Here is a 10,245-nt window from a genome sequence, read left to right on the forward strand (position 1 = left end):
AGGGCGAAATGCCCTCCGTTTTGTTATTTAAAAGGTTCGATTTTCCATATTCCGCTCGCGTATTCTTGAATGGTCCGATCGCTTGAAAAATAGCCAGAGTGCGCGATATTGATAACGCTCATTTTTAGCCATTTTTCCCGATTTTGATACGCCTCTGTCACCCGCTCTTGCGCTTCAACATATGAAGCAAAATCACGCAGCACAAAATACTCATCATTTTGCATTAAGAGAGAATCATAAATCGGTTCAAAATGATCATGGGCATCCGGGAAAAATCCGTTCACGAGCTGGTCGACCACTTGTTTAATTCTTCGGTCATGATGATAGTATTCATGCGCCCGATAGCCGCCATTTTGATAATAATGCAATACTTCTTCAGCCGTTAATCCAAATACAAAAATATTTTCTTTGCCTACCGCTTCAAGAATTTCGATATTCGCTCCGTCCAGTGTTCCAATCGTCACCGCACCGTTTATCATAAATTTCATATTGCCTGTTCCCGATGCCTCTTTGCTCGCTGTTGAAATTTGTTCACTGACATCCGCGGCCGGAAAAATCTCTTCCGCTAAAGAAACGCGATAATTTTCGAGGAAAATCACTTTTAGCTGCTCGTTTGTTTGCGGATCTCGATTAACTTTGTCAGCAAGTGAATTAATGAGCTTGATAATTCGCTTCGCATAATAGTAGCCTGGCGATGCCTTTGCCCCGAAAATAAACGTGCGCGGGTAGATCGAAAAGCTGGAATCTTCTTTCAAACGGTTGTATAAATGCATAATATGCAGCACATTTAATAGTTGGCGTTTATAAGCGTGAAGTCGTTTTACTTGCACATCAAAAATGGAAGATTCGTCCACTGAAATGCCTGTCTGTTCATAAATGCGTTTTGCCAACATCGCTTTTCGCTGTTGCTTTACTTTTCCTAATTCCTGTTGAAACGAGCGGTCATCTGCGTATGGCTTTAAATCAAGCAACAGCTCGGGATTTCTCACCCATCCATCTCCTATCGCATTTGTAATCAATGTGGAAAGCTGTGGATTCGCTTTTAATAGCCAACGGCGATGTGTAATCCCGTTCGTTTTATTATTAAATTTTTGTGGAAACACCTCATAAAAAAGCTTCATTTCCCGATGCTTTAAAATTTCCGAGTGCAGCTTTGCCACCCCGTTTACACTATAGCTGCCAACCACCGCCAAATGCGCCATTTTAACAAGTCCATGAGCAATAATCGCCATCTCCTCAATTCGTTTCCATTGGCCTGGATATTGACTCCAAAGTTCACGGCAAAAACGTTCGTTAATTTCTTCGACAATCATATAAATGCGCGGAAGCAACGGCTGGAAAATATGAATTGGCCACTTTTCTAGCGCTTCCGACAACGTTGTATGATTGGTATAAGAAATCGTGTTCGTGGTGATATGCCACGCATCCTCCCAGCTCATCCCTTCTTCATCTAACAACACTCTCATCAACTCGGGGATCGCTAAAACAGGATGGGTGTCATTCACATGAATCGCTACATATTTATGAAGATCGCGCAAATGTCCATACTGGCGGCGATGGGCACGCACGATGCTTCCAACGCTAGCAGCGACAAGAAAGTATTGTTGCTTAAGGCGTAAAATTTTTCCTTCGTCATGAGTATCATCGGGATATAAAAACTCGGAAATCGCCTCTGTTTCCCGCTTATACTGCATCACGTTTTTATTTGTTGGAAATGTTTTAGAAGGCTCCGCACTCCAAAGGCGAAGAGTGTTTACGGTTCTTGTGCCATACCCGATGACAGGCATATCATAAGGGACGGCCATTACTTTTTCACTGTCAACATGACGAAATACAAGCCGGCCGCCTTCATGTGACACTTCCACTTTCCCCCAAAAATTCACTTCCACTGCTAAGTCTTCTTTTCTTACTTCCCACACATTCCCATGTCTAAGCCATTGCTCTGGCAGCTCTACTTGATATCCGTCCACAATTTTTTGGTCAAACAATCCATGCTTGTAGCGTATTCCGCATCCGTGCCCTGGCAAGTTAAGGGATGCAAGAGAATCTAAAAAACAAGCGGCAAGGCGGCCAAGACCTCCATTTCCAAGTCCTGCATCCGCCTCACTTTCCTCAATTTCTCCGAGATCAATGCCTAGCTCCCTCAGCCCTTCTTCGACCACACCACGAATTCCAAGATTTAATAAATTGCTGCCAAGAAGACGACCAAGCAAAAACTCAATGGATAGGTAATATACTTGCTTATGATTTTTAGCGCGACTTTGCTCATTTGTTCGAATCCAGTCTCGGCTTATATATTCGCGAACCATATTCCCTAACGTATGGTATTGATCGCGTACGGTCGATTCCTCAAATCGCTTTCCATACATCATTTCCAATTTTTTTAAAAAAACTGTTTTAAATTCTTCTTTGTTAGAGAACACGACTCCCACTCCCAGCCATTAATTCGTCATAAAGCTGATTGTACTTAAACGCTGACTGCGCCCAGCTGTAATCGCGGTCCATCGCCGATGCCACAAGTTTTTCCCAAGTTTCTTTTTGATGATAAAATCCAAGCGCCCGCCGAATCGTATACAGCATATCGTGGGCATTAAAGTTTTTGAAACTGAATCCGTTGCCCTCGCCGGTAAATTCATTAAACGACTGCACCGTATCATTTAATCCGCCTGTTTCGCGCACAATTGGAATCGCTCCATATCTGAGCGCAATAAGCTGTCCTAATCCGCATGGCTCAAACTGCGATGGCATCAAGAATAAATCAGCGCCAGCGTATATCTGGTGAGCTAACTCTTCATTAAAACCGATATATACTTTTACTTGATTAGGATATGTAATCGCCATTTCATTGAAGAAATGCTCAAACTCTGGGTCTCCTGTTCCAAGAACGATAAATTGAACATTTTCTGCAATGATTTCATGAAACACGCATTTTACTAAATCCAAGCCTTTTTGTTTCGTTAACCGCGTAACCATCGCAATAATTGGAGTATCTTCTGCGCTTGGAAGTGCAAATTTTTGGCGGAGCGCTTGTTTATTAACCTCTTTCCGAGCAATTGTTGATTGATCATACGGAAGCGCAATGTACGGATCTTTTTTAGGGTTGTAAAGTTCATCATCAATTCCATTTAAAATACCTACTAAATCGCGTTGGCGTGCCCGCAAAAGCCCGTCGAGCTTTTCACCATAATACTCTGTCTGAATTTCCTCTTTATAGGTTGGGCTAACAGTTGTGATAATATCCGAAGACACAAGCGCCGCCTTCATAAAGCTTACATTTCCATAAAACTCCACATGATCGATCGTAAAATATTGGTCGCTTAAGTTAAGCAAATCTCCCAAAATTTCACGCGGAAAAATTCCTTGAAACTGTAAATTATGAATTGTAAATACAGAACGAATGTTTCTATAAAACGAATTCTTTTTATATTCTTCCCGCAACAAAAACGGAATCATACCTGTATGCCAGTCGTGGCAATGAATGATTTCCGGCTGAAACGAAATGGCAGGAAGAGCATCCAATACCGCGCGGCAAAAATAAGAAAATCGCTCTCCATCATCATAATGTCCGTATAATCCATCGCGCTTAAAATAATACTCATTATCGACAAAATAATAAGTAACACCTTCATATGTTAGCGTTTCAATTCCGCAATACTGCCGTCTCCACCCTACTCGAACAACAAGTTCGGCTATCTTCTTCATTTGTTTTTTGAACCGCTCTGGAATCATTCCGTATTTCGGCAATATGACACGAATATCAGTTCCTAGCCGCTTCAACTCTTTCGGCAACGCCCCTGCTACATCTGCCAAACCGCCGGATTTTACAAACGGTACACACTCTGACACTGCGAATAAAATTTTCACTGGCTCATCAACGCTCCTTGTACAGTTCCTTTGCGAACGACGAACGGTTGTTGTTCTGTCGCACATATTTTTACATGATCCTCGATTTTAGCATCTTTATCGACGATAACTGCTTCTAACTCACACTGCTCGCCAATCTGGCTTTTTTGCATAATAATGCTGTTTTTCACAACACTCCCCTTTCCGATTTTCACAGCTCGGAAAATAACGCTGTTTTCGACATGTCCTTCAATAACACATCCATTAGCAATAATTGAGTTTTTAACAACGGCATCGCTCGTATATTTCGTCGGCGGCTCATCTTTTACTTTCGTATAAATCGGGCGCGACTTAATAAATAGCTGTTGCCAAACTGTTGGATTTAACAATTCCAAACTATGTCGGAAATAGCTCTCAATGGAATCTATGACAGCTACATAGCCATGATGCTCATATTGGCAAACTTTTAGCTGATGAAGATGATCGCAAACTACATCCATAATGCTGTTATATCCCGTATGGATCCGATTGGCAATTAGATCAAGAAGGAGCGATGTTTCCAAAATGAACATTTCAAGCGAACGGCCCTGGTAGCACACTTCGGTAATATCGCATTGATTGTCAATATGCCGCTGTAAAACGTGCCGGTAATCAATATTGCAAACAGTGTAACTGTTGCAAATAAGCGCGTATTTTTGCTTGCTGCGCAAAAAATAATCAACATGCTGCTCGAAATGTTGAAAAGCCCCAAGATGAGGAGACGGAATATTTAAATCTGGAGAGGGAAAGAAAAATAGCCCATCACGCTTTCTATCTAAATCCCAATTTTTACCTGAACCTAAATGATCCATTAATGAACGATATTGATATTTAGGAAAGATGGCTACACTCTCAATTCCTGAATTGACCATATTTGATAATACAAAATCAATAAGTCGATATCTTCCTGCGAATGGGATAGCTGCAATCGAACGTTGTAACGTAAGTTCATGAAGCGGTTCCATATATGTTGTCGCATCAATTACACCTAACATCATTTTATTCATCGTTGCTCATCCTTTCTCGACGGTTTCCGGGCTATTTGCTTGTATCCATTCTTTAGTGACAAGAATAATATCTTCTTCAGGCTCTGAAGGACGAACGATCATTCCAGATGGAATCTCCACCGCTGATGGCACTATCGCTTTTTCAATATATGCGTTTGCTCCAATTACCGCATCAGGCATTACAACACATTCCTTTACAAATGCCCCTTCTTGAATATGAACCCCTTGAAACACAACAGAGTGCTCCACATGTCCCTCAATAACGCATCCTTCATTTACAAGTGAATCAAGGACGGACGCATCAGGAGCAATATATTGAGGCGGTTGATTAGGGTTGACCGAATAAATTCGCCATGAGTGGTCAAATAAATTTAGCTCGCTTTTAGGGTTTAATAAATCCATGTTTGCTTCCCATAAGCTTTTGACCGTCCCTACATCCTTCCAATACCCTTTAAACGGATAAGCAACAAGCCGTTTCTTCTCCTTTAACAATAACGGAATGACATCTTTTCCAAAATCATGGCTCGAGTTTGGATTCGCGTTATCCATTTCTAGATATTGTTTTAAAACTTGCCAATTAAAAATATAAATCCCCATCGAAGCAAGATTGTTTTTCGGCGCCGCTGGCTTCTCCTCAAATTCAATAATTTCCATTTGCTCATTTGTATTCATAATGCCAAAACGGTTCGCTTCCGACCATGGCACTTCGATGACAGAGATCGTGACATCTGCTTTCTTTTCAATATGATAATCGAGCATTTTTGCATAATTCATTTTATAAATGTGATCTCCCGAAAGAATAAGTACATAATCAGGGTCGTACTGCTCAATATAATTGATATTTTGGTAAATGGCATTCGCTGTTCCTTCATACCATTTTACCCCCGATGATTCTGAATAAGGTGGCAAAACGGTAACGCCACCGTTTTTTCGATCCAAATCCCATGCACTTCCAATGCCAATGTACGAATGCAATAGAAGTGGCTGATATTGAGTCAATACACCAACAGTATCTATTCCAGAATTCGTGCAATTACTTAACGTAAAATCGATAATGCGGTACTTCCCGCCAAATGGGACCGCTGGTTTAGCAAGGTGTTTCGTTAGTGAGTTTAACCTGCTACCTTGCCCTCCTGCCAATAACATGGCGATGCACTTTTTCTTTATCATTCGTGCTTCTCTCCCCTCGTTTTCTCATTGGACGCAATATAGAAATTCCAAATGGCGGAATCGTCATTTTAATATGATACGGCTTCCCATGAAACGGTTCCTCAACAGCGATCATTGTTTTTTTATTAACATATCCAGATCCCCCATATGTTAAAGCATCACTATTAAACGCTTCCTTATAAGCAGCAAGAAGCGGAACCCCCACTTTGTAATCGTGATACGCCGTTCCCGTAAAATTGCAGACGACAACGAGTATATCATTCTCCTTTTTGCCTTTGCGAATAAAAGAAAAAATGCTTTGTTCAGCATTATTTACATCAATCCACTCAAATCCTTCAGGATGATGATCAAGCTCATAGAGCGGTTTATAACGTTTGTAAAACTTTATTAATTCTTTCACATACGCATTCATTTTTTGGTGCATCTCAAAGTCAAATAATATCCAATCCAGCTGCTCCAAGTCCTTCCACTCATCGAACTGCCCAAACTCCCCGCCCATAAACAGCAATTTTTTTCCTGGATGTGTGATTAAATATCCATATAACAGACGCAACTGGGCAAATTTTTGCTCATATTCGCCCGGCATTTTATTTAACAATGATTTCTTTCCATGTACGACTTCATCATGTGAAAAAGGCAAAATAAAGTTTTCTGAATAAGCATATAAAAGTGAAAACGTCACTTTATTATGCAAATATTTGCGATGTTCAGGCGCTGCCTCCATATATGTTAAAATATCATTCATCCATCCCATATTCCATTTATAGTTAAATCCTAATCCGTTCTCATACGTCGGTGCTGTCACACGGGGCCAGTCCGTCGAGTCTTCTGCAATCATTAATACAGATGGATCATAAGCAAAGGCAGCTTCGTTTAACTTCTGTAAAAACTCTACAGCATACGGATTTTTATGAAGCACACTGCTATTCGGCCAATATAGCATATTAGCCACCGCATCGACACGGAATCCATCAATATGGAAATATTCCATCCAAAACAATGCGTTAGAAATGAGAAAGCTGCGCACCTCAGGTTTTCCTAAATCAAAGTTGGCCGTTCCCCATACAGGGTTTTCTCGATCTTGCATATTAGCGTATTCGTACGTTGGTTCCCCGTCAAACATATATAGCCCATGCTCATCCTTACAAAAATGGCCGGGAACCCAATCTAAAATAACTCCAATTCCCGCTTGGTGACACTGATCAATAAAAAACATCAAATCGTGCGGAGTTCCATAGCGACTTGTTGCAGAATAATATCCCGTTCCTTGGTATCCCCACGAACGGTCAAACGGATGCTCAACTAAGGGCAACAATTCAATATGTGTAAAGCCTTGTTCTACTACGTATGGAATAAGCTCATCGGCAAGTTCTCGATAAGTATAGAAGCTTCCGTCCTTTTTCTTTTTCCACGAACCGAGATGTAGTTCATAAATAAATAAAGGCTGATCATAGATCGGCTTCCTCATTTTTTTTCGCTGCCATCCTTTATCGTTCCATTTATATCCTTTTAAAGAGTATACAATGGAAGCCGTATGAGGACGCAATTCCGAAAAAAATGCATACGGGTCCGCTTTTAATAAGACACGCCCGCTCGGTGTAATGATTTCATATTTATATAAGTGCCCCTCTAAATTTTCAGGAACAAAAATCGTCCATACTCCTTGTCCACTTACTTTCATAAGGGGATGGTTTCTTCCGTCCCAATTGTTAAAGCTCCCTACGAGCCGAACTTCGCGCGCATGAGGAGCCCACACACAAAACCTTGTACCAATTACATCATTTTGTTTCATCACATGTGCACCAAATAATTCATAGCTTTTATATAGACTTCCTTCGTGAAACAAATGGATTTCAAAATCTGTTGGATTTGTTGCTATCAAAAAGCATCGCATCCTTTCGTTTAGATTTTTACAGTTAATCAATATATTCCATGCACAGCAGTAAATTCCTTGATAAAAAATGTTTATATTTTTTGACAACTTTCAACACATGTATACGAAAAGATTGACTAAACTACTGTTTGTCATTTTTAAGTGTTTATCATATAATTTATAATAAGTATCTTATAATAATAAATATAAATAAAGAGGTGTATTATGAATCAATATGATTACCACCATCTTCCCCACGTTAAAGAACAAAGCAAATCAAAACAAACGCTTTGGATCACTCTTGTATTAACGCTTTTTTTTACACTTGTTGAGATTATTGGAGGCCTTCTGTCTAACTCCCTTGCTTTGTTGTCTGATTCAGCCCATATGGCTTCGGATGTCCTGGCACTCGGTCTTAGCATGGTCGCCTTATACTTAGCCGCAAGACCACCTAATAAAAGATTTACATTCGGATATTTGCGTTTTGAAATTATCGCTTCGTTCTTAAATGGACTTACCCTTGTAATCATAGCACTCGGAATTTTTGTAGAGGGGATTCGACGCTTTATCCATCCAGAATCTATCGACTTTCAATTAATGATTACCGTTTCTTCGATTGGACTCGTAGTGAATATTATATTAACAATCGTACTTAGCCGAAGTACAAAAGAGGAGGAAAATTTAAACGTAAAGAGTGCATTGTGGCATTTTATCGGTGATCTGCTCAGTTCAATTGGTGTCATCATTTCAGCAGTCATCATCTATTTCACCGATTTTTATTTTGTCGATCCTCTTATTAGCATAATTATTGGTGCAATCATTTGTACGGGGGGAGCTAAAATTACCCGTGAATCGTTTTTAATTTTGATGGACTCCGTTCCGCAACAATTTGATCTTGATCAAATCCGTGCAGATATCGGTAGCGTTGAAGGAGTGGAAGATGTGCATGACATGCACGTCTGGGCTATTTCCACTGATCATTACTCTTTAACAGCCCACGTTTTTATTAATGAGCACATTCAACCTTTTTGTGTTATTTTAGCAATTAACGAAATGTTAGAAAACAAATATGGAATTAAGCATATAACCATTCAAATTGAACACGCTTCGTTTCACAATCATGGGGATTATGGGAGAAAATTTCTAGAACAAAAAATTGAAAACATGCAAGAAAAAAATAAATAACAAACTAAAACCCTCGATTCTACACAAAGCCGGTCTTTTAGGCGCTGGCCGGCTTTTTACTTTTTCATCAACCAGCAAGCAATAGGGGGAATACATAAACAATAAAAGTACGGTTTGCACCCTCTAGCTTATCGATAAAGGTACACGTCCCCCCTATTTGCTTTAATTCAAAAATTACACGGTAACACAGTGAGTGAAAGAAGCGATTAAAAAACAAAAAACGCTATGCGTTTTCTGCATAGCGTTTTTAAGATGACCCGTACGGGATTCGAACCCGTGTTACCGCCGTGAAAGGGCGGTGTCTTAACCACTTGACCAACGGGCCACGACTTTCAAACTGGCGGAGAAGGCGGGATTTGAACCCGCGCGCCGCAAAAACGCGACCTAACGGTTTAGCAAACCGTCCCCTTCAGCCACTTGGGTACTTCTCCCGATGGCTCCGCAAGTAGGATTCGAACCTACGACCTACCGGTTAACAGCCGGTTGCTCTACCGCTGAGCTATTGCGGAATGAATAAGATGGGCCTAAGTGGACTTGAACCACCGACCTCACGCTTATCAGGCGTGCGCTCTAACCAGCTGAGCTATAGGCCCTCCTTCAAGAGCGGGTGATGGGAATCGAACCCACGACATCAGCTTGGAAGGCTGAGGTTTTACCACTAAACTACACCCGCATATAATTTATGTATGGGGCGACTAGTGGGAATCGAACCCACGAATGCCAGAGCCACAATCTGGTGCGTTAACCACTTCGCCATAGCCGCCATTACATGGTGCCGGCTGCAGGACTTGAACCCGCAACCTACTGATTACAAGTCAGTTGCTCTACCAATTGAGCTAAGCCGGCATTGTAATTTTTCAACTATACTAAATAACATATAAATGGTGGCTCGGGACGGAATCGAACCGCCGACACAAGGATTTTCAGTCCTTTGCTCTACCGACTGAGCTACCGAGCCATGCTTCAATGGCGGTCCCGACGGGACTCGAACCCGCGATCTCCTGCGTGACAGGCAGGCATGTTAACCACTACACTACGGGACCATTTAATTGGTTGCGGGGGCAGGATTTGAACCTGCGACCTTCGGGTTATGAGCCCGACGAGCTACCAGGCTGCTCCACCCCGCGA

General features: G+C 41.2%; 6 protein-coding genes and 10 tRNA genes. 1 reads left to right on the top strand and 15 read right to left on the bottom strand.

Annotated elements, in window-relative coordinates:
* Positions 1-23: 23 nt before the first annotated feature.
* The 5 genes from N667_RS0116005 to glgB are packed head-to-tail and all read right to left on the bottom strand — an operon-like array spanning position 24 to position 7,953.
* Positions 24-2,423: a glycogen/starch/alpha-glucan phosphorylase gene (locus tag N667_RS0116005; protein ID WP_027410485.1), complete on the bottom strand. Its 2,400-nt coding sequence runs from the start codon at positions 2,421-2,423 to the stop codon at positions 24-26.
* A complete protein-coding gene (gene glgA, locus N667_RS0116010; RefSeq protein WP_027410486.1) occupies positions 2,413-3,864 on the bottom strand; it encodes a glycogen synthase GlgA in 1,452 nt (483 codons plus the stop codon). The genes N667_RS0116005 and glgA overlap by 11 nt, the downstream gene beginning before the upstream one ends.
* On the bottom strand, positions 3,861-4,889 hold the full coding sequence (gene glgD, locus N667_RS0116015; RefSeq protein WP_027410487.1) for a glucose-1-phosphate adenylyltransferase subunit GlgD: 1,029 nt from the start codon (positions 4,887-4,889) through the stop codon (positions 3,861-3,863). Before glgD ends, glgA begins: the two co-directional genes overlap by 4 nt.
* A 6-nt stretch (positions 4,890-4,895) precedes the next feature.
* Positions 4,896-6,059: a glucose-1-phosphate adenylyltransferase gene (locus N667_RS0116020; RefSeq protein ID WP_027410488.1), complete on the bottom strand. Its 1,164-nt coding sequence runs from the start codon at positions 6,057-6,059 to the stop codon at positions 4,896-4,898.
* Entirely contained in the window at positions 6,010-7,953 is a 1,944-nt protein-coding gene (glgB, locus tag N667_RS0116025) for a 1,4-alpha-glucan branching enzyme (protein WP_035099152.1), read from the bottom strand. Before glgB ends, N667_RS0116020 begins: the two co-directional genes overlap by 50 nt.
* A gap of 204 nt (positions 7,954-8,157) precedes the next feature.
* Between glgB and N667_RS0116030 the strand changes: the two genes are divergently transcribed.
* Positions 8,158-9,117 (top strand): cation diffusion facilitator family transporter, encoded by a 960-nt coding sequence (locus N667_RS0116030; RefSeq protein WP_027410490.1) that lies wholly within the window; start codon positions 8,158-8,160, stop codon positions 9,115-9,117.
* 253 nt (positions 9,118-9,370) lie between these two features.
* On the opposite strand, the gene N667_RS0116035 is transcribed toward N667_RS0116030, so the two are convergent.
* From N667_RS0116035 to N667_RS0116080, 10 genes are all read right to left on the bottom strand, one after another.
* A tRNA-Glu gene (locus N667_RS0116035) sits at positions 9,371-9,442 on the bottom strand.
* A gap of 13 nt (positions 9,443-9,455) precedes the next feature.
* Positions 9,456-9,548 (bottom strand) — tRNA-Ser (locus tag N667_RS0116040).
* 3 nt (positions 9,549-9,551) lie between these two features.
* A tRNA-Asn gene (locus N667_RS0116045) sits at positions 9,552-9,626 on the bottom strand.
* 10 nt (positions 9,627-9,636) lie between these two features.
* A tRNA-Ile gene (locus N667_RS0116050) sits at positions 9,637-9,710 on the bottom strand.
* A 9-nt stretch (positions 9,711-9,719) separates the two neighbouring features.
* A tRNA-Gly gene (locus N667_RS0116055) sits at positions 9,720-9,790 on the bottom strand.
* A 14-nt stretch (positions 9,791-9,804) separates the two neighbouring features.
* Positions 9,805-9,880 (bottom strand) — tRNA-His (locus N667_RS0116060).
* Positions 9,881-9,887: 7 nt separating this feature from the next.
* Positions 9,888-9,963: transfer RNA gene (locus N667_RS0116065), tRNA-Thr, on the bottom strand.
* Positions 9,964-9,999: 36 nt separating this feature from the next.
* Positions 10,000-10,075 (bottom strand) — tRNA-Phe (locus N667_RS0116070).
* 9 nt (positions 10,076-10,084) lie between these two features.
* Positions 10,085-10,160: transfer RNA gene (locus tag N667_RS0116075), tRNA-Asp, on the bottom strand.
* 7 nt (positions 10,161-10,167) lie between these two features.
* Positions 10,168-10,244: transfer RNA gene (locus N667_RS0116080), tRNA-Met, on the bottom strand.
* Position 10,245: the final 1 nt, after the last annotated feature.

Source organism: Anoxybacillus tepidamans PS2, assembly GCF_000620165.1.
In the GTDB taxonomy this organism is placed as follows: Bacteria; Bacillota; Bacilli; order Bacillales; family Anoxybacillaceae; genus Anoxybacteroides; species Anoxybacteroides tepidamans_A.

Excerpts from the sequence above, each read along its gene's own strand:
- glgD (WP_027410487.1), bottom strand. The coding sequence starts at position 4,889 with ATGAATAAAATGATGTTAGGTGTAATTGATGCGACAACATATATGGAA.
- N667_RS0116020 (WP_027410488.1), bottom strand. The coding sequence starts at position 6,059 with ATGATAAAGAAAAAGTGCATCGCCATGTTATTGGCAGGAGGGCAAGGT.
- glgB (WP_035099152.1), bottom strand. The coding sequence starts at position 7,953 with ATGCGATGCTTTTTGATAGCAACAAATCCAACAGATTTTGAAATCCAT.
- N667_RS0116030 (WP_027410490.1), top strand. The coding sequence starts at position 8,158 with ATGAATCAATATGATTACCACCATCTTCCCCACGTTAAAGAACAAAGC.